The 17468-nt window shown below is 46.7% G+C and carries 15 protein-coding genes; 6 read left to right on the forward strand and 9 right to left on the reverse strand.

Annotated elements, in window-relative coordinates; translation table 11 throughout:
* Positions 1-6 precede the first annotated feature (6 nt).
* The 6 genes from QFZ51_RS22730 to QFZ51_RS22755 all read right to left on the reverse strand — a co-directional run bounded on the left by QFZ51_RS22730 (position 7) and on the right by QFZ51_RS22755 (position 8935).
* Positions 7-438: a RagB/SusD family nutrient uptake outer membrane protein gene (locus tag QFZ51_RS22730; protein ID WP_429049235.1), complete on the reverse strand. Its 432-nt coding sequence runs from the start codon at positions 436-438 to the stop codon at positions 7-9.
* Positions 419-1393, reverse strand: coding sequence for a RagB/SusD family nutrient uptake outer membrane protein (locus tag QFZ51_RS22735; RefSeq protein ID WP_429049237.1), 975 nt, complete (start codon positions 1391-1393; stop codon positions 419-421). The genes QFZ51_RS22730 and QFZ51_RS22735 overlap by 20 nt, the downstream gene beginning before the upstream one ends.
* 20 nt (positions 1394-1413) lie before the next feature.
* Positions 1414-5631, reverse strand: a complete 4218-nt coding sequence (locus QFZ51_RS22740) for a TonB-dependent receptor plug domain-containing protein (protein ID WP_429049240.1) — start codon at positions 5629-5631, stop codon at positions 1414-1416.
* Between the two features lie 132 nt (positions 5632-5763).
* Positions 5764-7200 (reverse strand): FecR domain-containing protein, encoded by a 1437-nt coding sequence (locus QFZ51_RS22745; protein WP_429049243.1) that lies wholly within the window; start codon positions 7198-7200, stop codon positions 5764-5766.
* 162 nt (positions 7201-7362) lie between these two features.
* The gene (locus QFZ51_RS22750) at positions 7363-7965 is read right to left on the reverse strand and encodes an RNA polymerase sigma factor (protein WP_429049246.1); all 603 of its coding nucleotides are present in this window, start codon (positions 7963-7965) and stop codon (positions 7363-7365) included.
* A 148-nt stretch (positions 7966-8113) separates the two neighbouring features.
* Positions 8114-8935 carry an alpha/beta fold hydrolase gene (locus QFZ51_RS22755; RefSeq protein ID WP_429049249.1) on the reverse strand — a complete coding sequence of 274 codons (822 nt, stop codon included), beginning with the start codon at positions 8933-8935 and terminating at the stop codon, positions 8114-8116.
* A gap of 233 nt (positions 8936-9168) precedes the next feature.
* On the opposite strand from QFZ51_RS22755, the gene QFZ51_RS22760 reads away from it, so the two are divergent.
* From QFZ51_RS22760 to QFZ51_RS22780, 5 genes are read left to right on the forward strand one after another with little or no spacing between them, the layout of a single operon-like run.
* Positions 9169-9621: an SRPBCC family protein gene (locus QFZ51_RS22760; RefSeq protein WP_429049252.1), complete on the forward strand. Its 453-nt coding sequence runs from the start codon at positions 9169-9171 to the stop codon at positions 9619-9621.
* Positions 9602-9925 carry an ArsR/SmtB family transcription factor gene (locus tag QFZ51_RS22765; protein WP_429049254.1) on the forward strand — a complete coding sequence of 108 codons (324 nt, stop codon included), beginning with the start codon at positions 9602-9604 and terminating at the stop codon, positions 9923-9925. The genes QFZ51_RS22760 and QFZ51_RS22765 overlap by 20 nt, the downstream gene beginning before the upstream one ends.
* 12 nt (positions 9926-9937) lie before the next feature.
* Complete coding sequence (locus tag QFZ51_RS22770) at positions 9938-10408, forward strand: SRPBCC family protein (protein WP_429049257.1); 471 nt, start codon at positions 9938-9940, stop codon at positions 10406-10408.
* A 51-nt stretch (positions 10409-10459) separates the two neighbouring features.
* Positions 10460-10888, forward strand: a complete 429-nt coding sequence (locus QFZ51_RS22775) for an NADPH-dependent F420 reductase (RefSeq protein WP_429049259.1) — start codon at positions 10460-10462, stop codon at positions 10886-10888.
* Between the two features lie 17 nt (positions 10889-10905).
* Entirely contained in the window at positions 10906-11031 is a 126-nt protein-coding gene (locus QFZ51_RS22780; RefSeq protein ID WP_429049261.1) for a hypothetical protein, read from the forward strand.
* Here the strand turns inward: QFZ51_RS22780 and QFZ51_RS22785 are convergent.
* Positions 11020-12174: a TlpA family protein disulfide reductase gene (locus QFZ51_RS22785; RefSeq protein ID WP_429049264.1), complete on the reverse strand. Its 1155-nt coding sequence runs from the start codon at positions 12172-12174 to the stop codon at positions 11020-11022. The genes QFZ51_RS22780 and QFZ51_RS22785 overlap by 12 nt on opposite strands.
* Before the next feature lie 224 nt (positions 12175-12398).
* Here QFZ51_RS22785 and katG point away from each other — a divergent pair, with 224 nt between their 5' ends.
* Positions 12399-14675: a catalase/peroxidase HPI gene (gene katG / locus QFZ51_RS22790; protein WP_429049267.1), complete on the forward strand. Its 2277-nt coding sequence runs from the start codon at positions 12399-12401 to the stop codon at positions 14673-14675.
* Positions 14676-14753: 78 nt separating this feature from the next.
* On the opposite strand, the gene QFZ51_RS22795 is transcribed toward katG, so the two are convergent.
* A complete protein-coding gene (locus tag QFZ51_RS22795; protein WP_429049269.1) occupies positions 14754-15143 on the reverse strand; it encodes an STAS/SEC14 domain-containing protein in 390 nt (129 codons plus the stop codon).
* 12 nt (positions 15144-15155) lie between these two features.
* A complete protein-coding gene (locus tag QFZ51_RS22800; protein WP_429049272.1) occupies positions 15156-17450 on the reverse strand; it encodes a glycoside hydrolase in 2295 nt (764 codons plus the stop codon).
* Positions 17451-17468: the final 18 nt, after the last annotated feature.

The following is a 17468-nucleotide window of genomic DNA, read 5'->3' on the forward strand; positions in this document are numbered from 1 at the left end:
CTGATTTTACCGTGGGTTCTGTATAATAGCGGGGTTATTAGCAATAATGAGGGGCGAAAAAGGCATCAGGTAACGCGGTGAATTAGCGGTTAATGTGGCCTTCAGCGTAGTGCCGTTATCGGCGAACCTTTGCAGGGTTTGTGCAAAGCGGCTATCCCTGTTCAGCCTTTTCAGATCAAAGAGCCGGAGCCCTCCGTGATAAAAGAGTTCCCTCCTTCTTTCCTCTAATACCGTGGTCAGCACATCTGTACTGCTGTTCAGCGGGGCATAGGTAACCAGGCGGTTTTTTCTAAGCTCATTCACCAACGCCAGCGCTCCCGCTGCATCCTGCTGCCTGGCGAGGCATTCTGCTTTTATCAGCATTACTTCCGGTACGCCAAGGCTATAATCATAGGCTGTTCCACTAAAGGCGAGGCCGTTAATATAAAGTCCCCCCATCTGCAAAATTGTTGAGCAACCTTATATCATTGCTGTCCAGTACGGCACGAAGGCTGGGACTAATATTAAGCCCGGTATGCCGGATGCTGTAGAAATCATAATCGATGCACAGCCTGGCAAGTAATATTTCCGGATTCTTCGACAGGTCGAGCAGGCTGGAAGATGGTGCATAATCCCGGGTATATTTCAGCAGCTGGCTGTTAATAGCTAATGCTGATTGTGCAGCGTTGAGTGCATCCGGATATTTAGCCATGTTCAGATAAATTCTTGCCAGTAATGCATACCCCGCTGCTTTGCCGGGATGCACCACATCCTGGCCCATACCCGGTAAACCCGGCGTGGCTACTGCAGCCGTCAGATCGCTGATAACCTGGTCGTATACCTGTTGTACGGTAGCCCTCACCGGTTGTGCACTGGCATCAGGAAACAATACCAAAGGAACAGCCAGGTCGGCGGCAGCTGTTGCCGCCTGGTAATCTGTTCCATACAAACCGGCTAATTGCAGGTAATACCATGCACGGTTAATTTGCGCCTGTGCACGGATCACATTTTTCTGTTGTTCGCTGCCTGCTGAACGGCCTACCCGTTCCAATATAATATTCATTTGCAGGATACGGGTATACGACGCGTTGTACATAAAGTCCGCATCACCCGGTTTCCAGATCGTTTGCTCCCATAAATAAGAACGCGTATAGGATGAAGCGGCATCGGCAGACAGGTGCGCATCTTCCAGCCGTACATCATCGCTCATGAAGTCGGCCAACAGGTAATTGCATATCGCCATGGAATCATTATTCAGCATCTCTTCAAAATCCCCCAGCGTAGTAGGATTGATGCTGGTAGTGCTGGGACGCACATCAAAGAATTTTTTGCAACCAGCCGACAGGAGCAGGAGTACGCAAAGCGCAGCGATCATCACTGACAGGCTACTATGCCGTAAAAATTTTCTTTTCATATTCGTTCGTTGTCGCTTGTTTAAAATTTCATATTAACACTGAACATATATTGCCGGGGAACCGGCAGCCCTATCTCCCCTGTATTTGCCACCGCCTGGGGATCCACATGCAACCTGTTGCTGGTCCATAAAGCGGCATTCAGCATTTGCAGGGATACCGTAAGATCTTTGATAAAATAACGCTGCAGTACTTCGCCGGATAACACCTGCCAGCCTATCTGCACTTCCTGCAAACGGATATTGTCTGCAGACATAATACTGTTCGATGAGTTCTGGATAATGAATTTCCGTGTACTGCCTTCATCTGCATTTCCCGACATGGCCGCGATATCTGTAAAGGCCTCGTCTCCCGGTTTCCGCCAGCGGTCGCGGATCAGGAGACTGTTGTCAGCCGTTCTGGAGGGAGACGGCAGGTATTCCCGCATCACATGACCAAAATTCAGCAGCAATGTTGCTCTCAGGAAAAACCCTTTATAGTCCCATTCCTGTATAAGGCCACCTGTAAAAGGCGCGCGGGTAACGCCGCTGTACACCAGCGAGGAAGCCAGCGTAGCGCTGTCGGGGCTGGCTGTCTTCTGCCCTTTGGCGTCATATATCATGGGGCTTCCCGTAGCATCCAGTCCGGCCCAGCGATAACTCCAGAGGTTCTCTGTGCTGTAACCGTTGCGATAGTCCGTTAAATAACGAGCGGATTGTGAAAAATTCACCAGCGGCACTTTTTTCGCAATATTCTTATTATAGGCGCCATTGAGCGTAATCACATACTTAAAATCTTTCTGCTGCAATACTTTTATTTGCAGGTACATCTCTACTCCTTTTTTTACTATCTCACTATAACTGATTTTTGTTCCTAAGCCGGTAGAAGGATCGGTAGGAACCGGGATAAAATTATTGAGCCCCGAAGTGTTTGTCTGGTAATAGCGGAAGTCGAAAAGATAACGGTCATTGGCTAATCCCAGCGTTGTATGCGCTTCCAGGTTTCTTATTGTTGGCGGAAGCTGCCCGAAGTTGCTATTTACTGCCATCGTAAATCCGCCGCCGGATAACGGCGCATTGGTGCCTGTCATTATTTCCATGCCTTGAAAACCACTGATATTTTGCAGGGTAAAATCAGCCATTAATTTGCTGATAGCGCCGGCATGAAAATAAGATTCCCTGCCGATGTCATAAGCAACCCTGATATTTGTTTGAGGATTCCCGTCCAACGAATAGCCATAACCCGCATATAAATGCAGGAGCCCTTCTCTCAGTCTCACCCGTGCGTTTGCGCCCACATAATTCTTTATTTCAAGGCCGTTGGTGCTTTTATCTCCGCTATTATTATTGATGCGTAAGCTGTTGTAGCTGATATCAAAAGTATAACGGTCGTCCAACAGGCCTATCCCGAGTTTCTCATACACGTTGTACGAACTTTGTCCGCTTTGCTGGGGCAGGTTAAAACGGGTTACCCAAACGCCATAGTTATTCCAGTTGCTCTGACGGTTACGCTGCGCGGCAATTTGCGTGGATAAACCGGGTATGCTGATTCCGTTTACGCCGGCCGACAGGGCTACATTACTGACCCAGGAAGGAGCCTGAAAAAAATGGTTCCTGCTTAACCGCCAGGTGGCATCCGCGGAATAGTTAGTAAGGTTGGTATAGGGATGCGGATTGCCATAGTCAGGATTTAACGTTGTATTGTACTTGCCGCTCAGTATATAAGTACCGTCATAGGAATAAGAAAAGCTGCCGTTCCAGTTGAGCCCCCGTGAGATAGTAGTATCGCCTGCCTGCGGCGTTAGTAATGTATTCGGATAAACCATTCTGCCATAGGTACCTTCCCAATACCTGTCGGGCAGGCTGAATAAATTGAGGACCCCTGCAGTAGGGTCCGGCGATGGCAACTGCACGGCCTGTCCCTGGCGGGTTTGTTTATTATAACCATAAATGGACGCATAGGAAGGACTGCGTGATGCATTACCAAAACCGCCGCCACCCAGTGTTACAGCAAGGCGGTGCTTCCCGAAACTTTTATCAAACAGCAAGGCGGATCTCAGATTCCATTCCCTGTTTTTTAAAGATGGCTTTTGCATAATGCCCCCACGGGGCACATAAAAATCAATGCCGGCAAGGGCGCCGAAGTCGTCGAACACAGGGCTGCCGTATTCATTTACCAACTGCCTCGCCCCGCTGGAAGCTGCGTCCTGCAGGTCCTCTGTTCTGCCATTCAGCAGATCATATTGCAGTGAAGTGGACCACCGGAGAGAGGGCAGGATATCCCAGTCGGTAGTCAGCCTCGACTGCACCTGGAGATTTTTGCTGATCTGGCTGTTTATCCGTGCATCCTCCAGCATATTGGCGCCATGATCTTCATACCCGTATTTCTTAAGGGCGGTATTGGCATCCGGGTTAAAGGAAGAATAATCGTATACATACTTCCCGGTTTCCGGATCAACAAGCAGCTGGTAAGGTTGCAGGTTGCGGAAGTCGGCGTTGGCCCCAGCCCTGGCTGTAGTTTGAGCAACATTCACATACCATTGCGCGCGCAGTTTATTCTTAAATAATAAGAAGTCGTTGTTCATATTCAGGCTGAACGTCCGGCCATAATTGTCCAGGGCGCTGCTACGGTCGGTGTTGTAAATACCGGCAGCCCTGAAGCGCCAGGCATTGCTGCCTCCTGAAAGGGTAAGCATCTGGTTTTGGTTAAAGGAATTTTGTTGCAGCAGCTTTAACTGGCTTTCATTGGATAGCCTGGCCAGCGAATCCAGTTGGGTGTTATAGTCATGCTCAGACAGTGTGCCCAGCTGCCAGCCATAAAATATACGCTCAGCAGGATTGAGGCTAAAAGCTACACGTGGATCATTTTTATTTGCCAGCACCATAAACCCCGAATCTGATGCAGACCTTAAATAGTCGATCATATCGGCGGAAGAAGCCAGGCGTAGTTTACTGCGGTTAAACCGGGGCGCCGCTGCATAACCGAAGTTGGAACTATAACTGAGCTGCAGTTTTCCCTTCACGGCGCGCTTGCTGGTGATCATAATGATGCCACCGGTGGCGGCAGGTCCCCATTTGGTCAGTTCTTCGGGGTCTTTGATCACCTTCACCGATTCTATATTGGTCATCGGGTAATTGGCAGGAAACCCATCCTGCGGAAAACCATCAATGATGACCAGCATACCCGACGTGTTCCCACTAAATCCACTTACACCTCTTAATTGGGGAACCAGGCCATTACTACCAACGGAAGTGCTGTAATTAAAACGAATGCCATCCACACCTTTCATAGAATTGATCCACGAATCAAAGGTTGGATAACCGGTCGACGAATAGATGCTCTGATATTGATTATAGTGTGCCCGTAAAGCTTCAATAGTGGGTGTGTAAGTACCTGTTATGGGTACTCCCCGCCCCGTAAAGTCGATGGACTGCAATGTTTGCTGACTCTGGGAAGAATTTTGCAAAGTGAGGCCGGGGATACTGCCCTGTAACAACTGCCCGAGGTTCAGGTGCGTCCGGTGGGTCATGTCGATGGTATCCGTAAAAGGTGTCCTTTTCCGGCTCATGTCAATGTCGTCAATCACCACGGCATTCATTTCTATGGGCGCCACTTTCATCGTTATTTTCAGGCTCACTTCACCATTGTACCGAACTTCCACATTCCTGTGCCCGATGGCGCTGAATATAAGCTTGTCGCCTTTTTGTCCATATATTTGAAAGGTGCCGTCGGCATTGGTAACGGAAAATGTTTTCTGGTGCGACCCGCCGGATATGCTGGTAACAGTTACACCTTGCTTAGGAATGCTAATGGAATCAACCACCAGTCCTCCAATCAGGATATCTTCGTCCGGTGACGCCGCCGGCGATGCCTCCCTGCCCTCTTCTGATCCTACAGATTTTCTTTTAATGCCAATGTTATTACCGGAAATAATGTAAGATAATGGTTGGTTTTTCAGGCAAATTTCAAGAACATCACGGATCCCGGCATTGCTTACCTGGATGCTTACAGGAGCTGTTTTATCCAGCACACCTTTCTCGTAAAAGAAGATATAATCCCCTTGTTTTTTGATAAGATTGAATATCTTTTTTAAGGGCGCATTCTTTTCATTCAGCGTAATCTGTTGCGCCGCTGCTATAGTACTTGCGAATACGCCCGCAAATAACAATACTGATACCGTAATCGTCTTTAGCAGAAAAATCTTCGTCAGCTTTTTGTGATGTTTAAAAAATACAGGGACCTGTAATGAATAAAAATTCATAGTTTTGAACTGTTTTGGGTTCATAATTAAATTACTTTTTCAAACGCCTTGTTGGAAAAAGGGTTGCCCAAAGCCTTGCCGGATGCGCCGCGAACGCTTCCGGCTTTTTTTTTGCAAGCCTTTTGGTTGATATTAGTTATTCACATGACTAAAAAAATACTTCCGGATTATCCGTGTTGCCGGCGAAGGGAACGGCCACGGGATATATGCTATGGTTTTACGACAATCTTCTTCCCTTCTACGACAAAATTTACATTGGCAAATTCCAGCACCTTTAAAAGTTCCGCCAGGCTGGATTTGCGGGAGATGCCCCCCTGCGAATTGTCTTTGAGGAATGTCCCCTTCAAAAACAACATCTACATTGTACCAGCGGGATACCTGCCGCATGATGGTTTGGATGTCGGCATTTTCAAAAACGGTGTACCCGTTTTTCCAGGCAATCACATCTTCCACATTCACCTGTTCAATGGCAAATTCCAGCACCTTTAAAAGTTCCGCCAGGCTGGATTTGCGGGAGATGCCCCCTGCGAATTGTCTTTGAGGAATGTCCCCTTCAAAAACAACATCTACATTGTACCAGCGGGATACCTGCCGCATGATGGTTTGGATGTCGGCATTTTCAAAAACGGTGTACCCGTTTTTCCAGGCAATCACATCTTCCACATTCACCTGTTCAATGAGCCTGAGCGTATTATTTTTTTCTAACAGCGCCTGCTGGCCCGGCGCAAGTATTTTCACCTGGTTGCCGGCGTTCACTTTTACCGCGCCTTCCAGTAGTGTTGTTTTAGCATCGGGCTCGTCGTTGTAAGCATTAACATTGAAATGCGTACCCAATACTGCTATATTCATTTGGTTGACCTGTACATTAAAAGGTTTACCGGGATCTTTCGCTACTTCAAAATATGCTTCTCCCGTAATGGCCACATCCCGCTTCCTTCCGGTGAAAACCGTTGGATATGTAATGGAAGAAGCCGCGTTCAGCCATACATTGGTGCCATCCGGAAGTTGCAGCTTGTATTGCCCTCCCCGTGGCGTTGACAGCGTATGATACTCTGCCTCATTGGCTTTTCCCTCGTAATTCAGCATACCGCTGTCGTTGTTCACTTTAAAATTGCCATGCTGAACAATATTACCATGCGCACTATCCAGGGTGATCTCCTGCCCATTGGCCAGCTTCAGTACGGCGCGATTGCTACCCGGCGGCACATCCGCCATGGCGATTACCGGTGGACTCACCTTTGCATTGCCGGCGCGATAAAACCACCATCCTGCTCCCAGCAGTATGGCAAGCATTGCGGCTACTGACCACCATCTTCTGAAAAGAGGTACCACCTTCGTCTCTTTCTCTACCTGCGGATACTTCAGGATGCTATCCAGTACCGGCTGCCACTTTTCAGAAGTAAACGCTTTATCGGCAACGGCATCCGTAAATGCAGGCGCCAGCAGGGCATACCAGTCTATCTCAGGCCGGGAGTCGATGATGTCCAATAGCTGTAGCCTCTCCTCTTCTGTGGACAGATCATTTATATATCGTTCTAACAACTGTTTTATATGGTCTTCCTGTATCACAGTATACGTTTTGTCCCGGTCCGGCCAGGTCGTTCTTAGTAATAGACACCAAAAATGATTACCGGTACTCCTCCGGAATAAAAAAAATTTAAGCGTAATACATAGGAAGTGTTTGTTGCAGCAACCGGCAGGTGGTGGGCATTGACCGGTGATAACAGGGCGTTAATGCGTGATGATCTCTATAAAAAAGATACCCGCTATTAAAGTGCCCTGGTCCTTTAGTATAGATTCCTGTATGTGGCGTAACGCAATACGCAGTTGGTTCTTTACAGTATTTTCTGAAATCTGGAGCAGGTCGGCAATTTCTTTCCTGGATAATCCCTTTTCCCTGCTTAACTCATATATCCTGCGGCGTTGCCCGGGTAGCCCGTCTACCGCTTTGTGGATGGATTTTCTCAGTTCCTGTACAGTAAGCTGTTCGTCCGCGGTAGCACCATGACCCGGCACATCCAGGTACATATCCTGTAATACATGCGCCTCTGTTTTGTTACGTTTCAGGTGATTGATGGAAAAATTGGTGGCCATGCGGTAAATATAGCCGGAGAGATTGGTAACAGCGGTGAGCCCTTTTCTATTTATCCAGAGCTTCAGAAATACTTCCGCTACCACATCTTCAGCAGTAGCTTCCTCTTTTACTATTTTAAGTACAATGGGATGAATAATAGCACCGTAATGGTAAAACAGGCGGGTAAAGGCCTCTTCGTCTCCTTCTGAGATCTGTATAACTAACTTCTCTTCATCATATGAAAAAGTACCCGGCAGCAAAGTGGCTTAGATGTTGAGATAACAAGATAATCCTTTGCCGGAAAAATATCAAACTAATTTTATCGGCGCCGGCAAATGAAAAAGCGTGATACCATCCGGAAGAAGGTATCACGCTTTTTCATCGCTGTGGCACTAATATCTTACTATATTATGATTTGATAAAGGCCAGCAGATCCTTATTGATCGTGGCAGCTTCTGTAGTAGGCATACCGTGGGGGAACCCCGGATAGGAAATGAGCTTTCCATGTTTTAGCAGGCCCACCGCCTTTGCGCCTGAAATGGGAAACGGAACGATCTGGTCATCTTCACCATGCAGCACCAGCACGGGAATGTCTACACTTTTAAGATCTTCTGTAAAATCTGTTTCAGAGAAAGCCTTGATGCAGTCGTAATGCGCTTTGATGGCTCCCATCATGCCCTGGCGCCACCAATTATCCCTCACGCCCTGCGATATCTTTGCTCCTTCACGGTTGAATCCATAAAATGGCAGCGTAAAATCCTGGAAGAACTGCGTGCGTTGTGTGGCAGTATTCTTCCTGATGTCATCAAATACAGACAATGGCACTCCGTCGGGGTTATTGGCTGTTTGCACCATCAGGGGCGTTACCGCGCTGATCAGCACCGCTTTGGCCACACGGCCTTTGCCATATTTTGCAGCATAACGGATTACTTCCCCGCCGCCGGTAGAGTGACCAACGTGGATGGCATCTTTTAAATCAAGCGCCTTGGTAAGCTCCGCCACATCGGCGGCATAGGTATCCATGTCGTGGCCATTGGCGGGTTGACCGGATCTTCCATGACCTCTCCGGTCATGCGCAATAACCCGGTAGCCCTGCTCCAGGAAGAACATCATTTGCCCGTCCCAGTCGTCGCCGGACAAAGGCCAGCCATGATGAAATACAATGGGCTGGCCTGTTCCCCAGTCCTTGTAATAAATTTCAGTACCATCTTTTACGGTGATTTTACTCATGTTGTTTGGCTTTATTTATTTGGTTAAAAATTTTTCAGATGTCATCAATTTAAGCTTGTTTAGCCGGCATTCATTCCTGCTAACAAAGATTTAATAGATGTTGTTCGTCTGAAAAACAAAAAATTATTCCGCTGATATGTATCATGCTCTTCTCCATTTTACATTATTTCTGAAAAATATTTGGGTAACTCAAGAGTTACACATACCTTTATGTAACTTCAAAGTTACTTATCATGACCAGATCAATTAAACACCAGTTCTTCTTCCCACACCCGGCTGAAACAGTTTGGAACTACCTCACCAAACCCGAACTGATGGAGCTGTGGCTTATGAAAAATGATTTTCAGCCCATCGTGGGACTCGACTTTCAGTTCAGAACAAACCCGATACCCAGCCTCAACTTCGACGGGATCTTCTATTGTAAGGTATTGGAGGTTGTTCCCTTTAAGCGGCTCTCCTACTCCTGGAAAAGTGGCCCCGGCGATGGCAAGATCACACTGGATTCTGTAGTATTATGGAAACTGGAACCAACCGATAAAGGCACGGAGCTTTTCCTGGAGCATAACGGTTTCACGAAAGAAGAGAACCTGAATATGTTCAATGCTCTGACCGACGGCTGGCTGAAGAATTTGCACAAAATTGCGGACCGTATAAACGCAGCACAACATGGCAACACCAACACTTGACGCATTCCAGGTAATCGGAGATCCGAGCAGGCGGAAAATGCTGATGCTGCTCTCAGAAGATAGTTTGACCATCAACAGCCTGGCAGATAATTTTGATATGAGCCGCCCCGCCGTTTCAAAACACATCAAAATATTGTATAACGCAGGCTTTATTTCCATAAAGGATGTAGGCCGGGAACGGTATTGCACACTGAAACAGGACGGGTTTAAGGAACTGCAGAACTGGATCTCCTACTTCGATAAATTCTGGACATCTAAACTGAAAAAGTTAGAAACTTTATTAAATAACAAATTACCCAACTAAAAAATCAATAACATGTCTGCATCAGATTTTAACACTACCATCCTGGTAGATCAAACTCCCGCGGAGGTATTCAATGCCATCACGAATGTTCGCGGATGGTGGTCCCAAAACATTGAAGGCGGTACTGCACAGCTCAATGATGAGTTTACCTACCAGTTCAAAGACGTTCACAAGTGTACCATGAAATTGACAGAAGTGGTCCCGGATAAAAAAGTTACCTGGCAGGTGCTGGACAACTACTTCGATTTCACGGAAGACAAAACAGAATGGACCGGTACAAAAATCGAATTTGAGATCTCTGAAAAAGAACATCAGACACAGCTTCACTTCACGCACCACGGACTGGTTCCCGCATATGAATGCTATCATGTTTGTTTTGATGCCTGGAGCAACTATATCGGGAACAGCCTGCGCAACCTGATCACTACAGGTAAAGGCCAGCCAAATCCCATTGAGAATGCTGTTAAAAATACTAAGCTATGAATATAGGCATTATCGGCGCAGGCGCTATCGGAAGCTGCCAGTAATAAAAAAGTGATTGTTGTTACTATTCCCCAGAAAAGCATCACCGATCTTCCTAAAAATATTTTTAAAGATCTTCCGGAAGATGTAGTGGTTATTGACACGGGAAATTATTACCCTACCCTCCGCGATGGCATCATACCGGCACTTATTCAAAGTGGCATCGACAGCCTGTGGGTACAGGAGCAGTTAGGCGTTCCCGTTGTGAAGGTTTTTACCTCTATTGTTGTGGAAAGCCTGGAAGCCCTGGGCCAACCCAAAGGTGCTAAAAACCGTATCGCACTGGCCGTTTCGGGCGATAACGACGCCGCTAAAGAAGTAGTATTTACACTGGTAAACGATGTAGGTTTGATCCCTTCGATGTGGGTACCATCGCCCAATCATGGAAGCAGCAGCCAGGTTCCACCATTTATTGCAGGGATATTAACCTGGAAGAATTAAAAAAAAGGGTACATGCAATGGGAGCAATATGGACCGACATGCACGATGTAATCATTGGAAAACGGAACAGCGATGAAGTACTGATGAAGACAGACTATCCTGCTTATCTGGAAAGCCTGCAGGATGAACGGCTATTTCTTTAACAGGTCGTTGATGATGGCAGTAGCCTTCTCTTCAAACCCCTCCTCATACCCTTCAATTACCTGGGCAATTTTTCCGTCTTTGCCGATGAAATAAAAAGTCGGGAAGGCTGCTACATGGTATGATTGCACCACCTCCTTTGCATCAACATACATGGGATACTTTATGCGATAATTCCTTTGGAATCCAAGAACGGATTTCCGGCTGTCCCTTTCCGTCAGGCTCACCATGGCAACGTTTTGGTTTTTATATTTTTCATGAAGACGATTCAATGGTTTCAGGGAAAGCATACAGGGCGCACACCCGATAAAGAAGAAATCCAGTAACATCACTTTACCTTTCATTTGTGCAGATGACATCTTCCTCCCATCAGCAGCATATAGCACCCAACCGGGCGCTATTCCGCCCGGTGCTAATAAGGTGGGCCCTTCTTTTGGAAGATGAAACCCTTCCGGAATCTTCATGGACGCAAGGTCGATATGATCCTGGTCAAACTTGTAATCGAAATAGCGCGTCTCTGAATAATAGTTGGTGACGCCATCGCCGATACCACTGCTTCTTGCATGCGCAATGACACGCTCCGGCATACCCGACAACTTGTCTATATATAAATGTATACGTGTATAGTAATGTTCTTTATTAATAACCGTATCAGAGCCATTAATCACCAAATGAGCACAGTTGATGGTATTAATGATGGTATCGCCAACCAATTCAGATGGTCTTCTTTTTAACAGCGCTTCTATCATCTTCAGATAATCCGGCAGTGAACCCTGGATGGCCGCTGCTTTGATTTCTCTTATATCATAAGTACTGTCTGCAGGATTTATATTGATTAAGCTTTGCCCGTTATATATAGTTGTGAAAGGAAATTTATTACCCCTGATTGTTTGCTCCATACTGAACAAATAACCAAAAACTTTATCTTCCGGTGCTTTTGAAAAAACATCCCGGTGATGTATTTCCAGCGTATCGCTGGTATATTCCTTTTGCTTATAAACTGATTGATAACTAAAGTTCTTATAGCCCGCCAATTTATCAATGGCTTTTTGCACCAGGGAAACCTGTGCGTGAACATCCAAATGCAACAACACTAACAGGAGGCAAATAAATGGCCAGGTAAACCTTTTTATAGTATAAATCATCTTATGGTGGTTAGCGTTATCGACTTGTTTTAACAAGATAGGGCAAATTCCCTTTTTTATGCTTAAATTCTCTCTCCGTGCAGGAACACACTACAAATAGATTTTAACTATTGAAACATAGAAATTAATTGATTGTGATTATTCTTTCAATACCATAACTTTATCATTATGCACAACTAAAAGGTGCAGGCAAGTGTTCTTTCAATACCATAAAACTTCTAAAAATGGGAAAAGAATCAAACGACATCAGTAAATGTCCGTTTCATAATGGCAGTATGAAGCACAATGTTGGCGGTGGCGGCACCAGGAACCGGGATTGGTGGCCCAACCAGTTAAAACTGAGTATCCTGCGCCAGCACTCCTCCAAATCAAACCCGTTGGGTGAAGATTTTGACTATGCCGAAGCTTTTAAAAGCCTCGACCTGGAAGCAGTGAAGAAAGACCTTCATGCACTCATGACTGACTCGCAGGACTGGTGGCCGGCCGACTTTGGTCATTATGGCCCCCTGTTCATCCGTATGGCATGGCACAGTGCAGGCACCTATCGTGTAGGTGATGGCCGTGGCGGCGCAGGCTCAGGACAGCAACGTTTTGCCCCGCTTAACAGCTGGCCCGATAACGTAAGTCTGGATAAAGCCCGCAGGTTGCTCTGGCCCATCAAACAAAAATATGGTAACAAAATTTCATGGGCAGATCTCCTGATCCTTACCGGCAATATTGCACTGGAGTCAATGGGCTTCAAAACATTTGGCTTCGCCGGGGGACGTAAAGATGTATGGGAACCGGATGAAGATGTATACTGGGGCTCCGAAACCACCTGGCTCGGTGGCGACCTGCGTTATGCGCACGGCTCCCCCGGCGTGGAAGAAAATCATGGCGTACTGGTATCAGACGACGACGCAGATGGTAATATTCACGGCCGCAACCTCGAGAAGCCCCTTGCCGCTGTGCAAATGGGCCTTATCTATGTAAACCCCGAAGGCCCCGATGGTAATCCAGACCCCATCGCAGCCGCCAAAGATATCCGGGATACTTTTGGCCGCATGGCCATGAACGACGAAGAAACAGTGGCCCTCATAGCCGGTGGACACAGCTTTGGCAAAACCCACGGCGCCGCACCTGCCACCCACGTAGGCGCAGAACCGGAAGGAGCTGACCTGGAAATGCAGGGCCTGGGCTGGAAAAACAGCTATGGCTCCGGTAAAGGCGCAGACACCATTACAAGCGGACTCGAAGTAATATGGACGAAAACGCCTACCCAATGGAGCAATAACTTCTTCGAAAACCTCTTTGGATTTGAATGGCAACTTTCTAAAAGTCCGGCTGGTGCACACCAATGGGTAGCTAAAAACGCAGACAGCATTATCCCTGATGCATACGACAGCTCCAAAAAGCACCTGCCAACCATGCTGACTACCGATCTCGCTCTAAGAATGGATCCGGCCTACGAAAAAATATCCAGGCGTTTCCTGGAAAATCCCGATCAATTTGCAGATGCTTTTGCCCGGGCCTGGTTTAAATTAACACACCGCGACATGGGCCCCAAGGCACGTTACCTCGGTCCCGATGTGCCGAAAGAAGAACTGCTTTGGCAGGACCCCATTCCTGCAGTTGACCATGCACTGATAGATGAAAAAGATATTGCCGCCCTGAAAGCAAAAGTACTGGCATCCGGATTAAGCGTATCCGAGTTGGTTTCTACTGCATGGGCGTCAGCTTCCACTTTCCGCGGATCCGACAAACGCGGTGGCGCTAACGGCGCCCGCATTCGCCTGGCTCCTCAAAAATATTGGAAAGTAAATAATCCCACCCAATTACAAAAAGTACTGGATGCACTGGAAAGCATTCAGAAAGAATTTAACGGCGCCCAGTCGGGTGGTAAAAAAGTTTCCCTGGCCGACCTGATCGTACTGGCAGGTGCAGCCGGCGTTGAAAAAGCAGCGAAAGATGCGGGACAAACCATCACGGTTCCCTTTACCCCCGGCCGCATGGATGCCTCGCAGGAACAAACCGACGTGGAATCAGTAGGCTACCTGGAACCTGTGGCCGACGGCTTCCGCAACTACCGCAAGTCAAAGTTCCCCGTGTCTACAGAAGAGTTGCTGATAGATAAGGCCCAGTTGCTCACCCTTACCGCACCGGAGTTAACAGTACTGCTGGGTGGTATGCGCGTGCTGAACACTAACTTTGACGGATCTAAACATGGCGTTTTCACTTCCCGCCCCGGCCAGCTTACTACTGACTTCTTTGTAAACCTGCTTGATATGCGCATTGCATGGAAAGCAGTGTCTGAAGACAGGGAACTCTATGAAGGCAGCGACCGCACCACCGGCGAAGTAAAATGGACCGGCACCCGTGCCGACCTGGTATTGGGCGCTAACGCTGAACTGAGAGCTAACGCAGAAGTATATGGCAGCGCAGATGGCCAGGAAAAATTTGTGAAAGACTTCGTCGCAGCCTGGAACAAAGTAATGAACCTCGACAGGTTTGATCTCGCTTAATTAAATTAAAAGAATAACAGGAGCCTCCTTCACCGGGGGCTCTTTTTTTATGCCCGTTTCTCACCAGCGAAACGCCCTCTAAACATACTGCAGCAGCCATTCCTTTGCCTCCGCATCGTTTGTAAACGACTTCATGGGAATAGGCGGCGTTTTTAACTTAAACAGTATATTCATGATCAGCTTCGACAAGCCCGGCTTTGAAACCATTGCCATGGCATTATATACATGAGGTAATTGCTCTGTTGAAAATTTTCTTGTGGCCTTATCGGGAACAGGAGAATTGGAAAGATAAATCAGCAAGGGTACTTTCTTATTCCCGGTAATCTGTTTCACCAATGCAATATTGCGCGAAATATTCTCTACTGTTCGCAGTGTGCTTTTCGAATAGGAATATAAAATCCCCGTACTATCATAATAATAGTCCGCTATTTCTCCTTCAATAAGTGGAATGTTATTGGGCGGGTTCATGAAATGACTGTTTTATTGTACGCTGTAATTTACTTTCTTAATTCCATCATCGATAATTGCAGACCGGGCCTTAATGGGTACTGTACCCGCCATGGCAGCTTTATTGGAAAAATTTACGGTGACTTTTATCTGGTTGCCGTATATCATTTGTTGCACCTGCCGGTCATCAGAAAGAATATTAAAAGCCGTCACCGGCAGGATCACTGCTTTTTCATGCAATGGGCTCCACACTTTTATATGATCGATGATCCGTGTTTTGTTGAGCTTCCATTCGGCCTGATCAATATGGTATAAAGGTGGCGTGTTATATAAAAGTTCCGACAGCATCCGGGTCCCCACTTCATCCTTTAATTTAAGAGAACCATTTTCCCAGTGCGCGGTGGTTATCACGGCATCATTGTAAACAAGGCGGAACAGCGGCAGTGAATAAGTTGGATCAACATATATTTTTTCATAGCGTTCCTTTATGGGTATTACTTTGGTGTAGATAGATGGAATGGTACCGCCTTGTCCCCAGTAGCTCCCAACATAATAAGGGCTGTTTTTATTTTCCCTCAGATCGGGATCGCCCCAGAACAGCACCGGCATTTCCAAACCCTGGGCAAATGCCAGTGATTTGGCCGTAAAATCATTTCCGCCTTCAGATCCTACTACCATCGCCACTTCATTACCGATGTATTCCATCCGCTGGAGACGGGCCTTAAAGTCTTGCTCCTTTGTAGTAACATGACTTGGCGAGTAATCATCAAACACCTCACCGGTAGCATCACAATCTACAAACCAGGAATTGTACGGAATACGATCGCTCAAAATGGCGGCTACCCGCTGTTTTACAGATGGAAATGCCAGCGTGGGATTCAGCTGCCTTCCTACCCCTATAAAACCACCTGTTTTTTTCCCCGAGGCATTGGTCACAGTAGCATTGTCGTATAAAGATGAATCAGGAAACCAGCAGGTACGCCATTCCCTGTCCTCTTTTGAATGAATGGAATGATAGCTGTCGTATGGGCCAATGAGATAACCGGATTTATTAGCTTCTTCTACCAAAAGCGGGTTCTTCAATCCATCTGCCCAATCAGATAAACCGATCCACGCCTTCTTTATTCCCGACTGGTACATATCCGCCATCAGGCTCACATTTTCTTTTCCCCAGTCGCCGGGATCATCTATAACATCTCCCAGTGCCTTTTTTATTAATCGCTTATTCCAAACATACAGTTGCTGCTCGCTCAGCGCACTTGCTGATGTTGTCCCTGGCATGCTGCCAAAAACATCCGGCTGATACAGTGCTTTCGTCCGGAGTACTTTATTCAGGGCTTCAAGGATAATTCTTTTCTGATAATCATTAATGGGCGTTTGCTTCTTGCATTCCAGCCACACCTGGTTAAACGCATTGGCAGCATCGTCTTCTTCATTATCTTTTAACGATTGTATAAGCCGGGAAAAGAACTTTTCCTTCGCTGGCCAGGAGGCCTGCAACTGCTTCCACCGGATATTTTTTACGGTAATAAGTCCGTGTGGCCAAAAATAGATATGTGGTGCGCCGTATAATTTCCGGACGTTAGGATTTTTAGCCGCTTTCTCCTCCAGTGTTTCAAACCTGTTTTTTTCCCGGATATAATTTTTATATACGGTACTTACAGCTACGGGATCATTTGCAGTAACATAAATGCTGAAGCCATAGGTTTTGTCCGGGTTAATAGAGGGAAATTGATGGAAGAAGGAAAAACTGATGTCCGGGTTCACATCGAAATGCAGGTCGCTGTTAAAAACATTTTTCAGTACATACACAATTGTATACTCAGGCTTGTTGGCAGCAAAAAATCCCATTGAAAAACTTCCGGGAAAATCTAACGACTGATGCTTTAAAAAAGACTTCCAATAGTTATCCTTAGCGGGAATATATTTCCCCTCCCACAAAGGCAGCATATAACTTTCTGCCTGAACATGCGGCCATACAAATTTGCCGGCGCCTTCCGAGCGGATATTAACGTCGAGGTAGTTTTCTTTCTTTACAATGTTTACCGAAACAAGAACATCAGGATAGAACCACGATACCGAATCAGCGGTCTTTTTCAAATTGGATACCCGCATGGGAGGCAGGGGATCGCCCGCTTTCTCCGCTATTCCGTTGTAATAAAGATTCAGCTCAAAGGTTTCCGGGATTACCTCAAACGTAAAGTCTGCAGGTACTACCGGTTTAACCTGCTGAAATGCGAATAGTTGGCCATAAGATAAGATACAAACAAGCAGGTTAACACTTATTATGATCCGTACAGTTAACATCCATTCCCGTACTTGTTTCATGCTATTTATTTAAGCGAT

It is taken from the genome of Chitinophaga sp. W3I9, assembly GCF_050434025.1.
In the GTDB taxonomy this organism is placed as follows: Bacteria; Bacteroidota; Bacteroidia; order Chitinophagales; family Chitinophagaceae; genus Chitinophaga.